Source organism: Nocardioides abyssi, from assembly GCF_030412915.1.
Classification (GTDB): domain Bacteria; phylum Actinomycetota; class Actinomycetes; order Propionibacteriales; family Nocardioidaceae; genus Nocardioides; species Nocardioides abyssi.
Window position 1 is genome coordinate 1 of record NZ_JAUHJR010000146.1, and the last position, 279, is coordinate 279.

The window sequence follows — 279 nt, forward strand, 5'->3', positions numbered from 1 at the left end:
TCGGGCGCGGGCTCGGCGCGTCGCCCGGGTGCGGACGCCGCCGGCACGCCGTGCAGCACGCACGCGGCCCGCACCAGCCCCGCCGAGACCCGCAGGCCCGCCTCCCCGGCAGCAGCAGCGTGGGAGCCCCGCAGGCTCGCCCCACCGCCCAGCTCGAGGCGCCACGAGGTGACGTCGCGCGCCCGCAGCTCGTGCCAGGTCGTCGCGTCGGCGCCGGAGGCGCTGTCGTCCCCCGTCCACCGCGCGTCGCCCCGCAGCAGCACCCGGGTGGTGGCGTCG

Annotated in this window: 1 protein-coding gene; it reads right to left on the reverse strand. The window is 81.4% G+C overall.

Features of this window, described 5'->3' with window-relative positions; all coding sequences use genetic code 11:
- Nucleotides 1-279: hypothetical protein (locus QWY29_RS20265; protein WP_300963033.1), on the reverse strand; the 279-nt coding region annotated here is incomplete at both ends.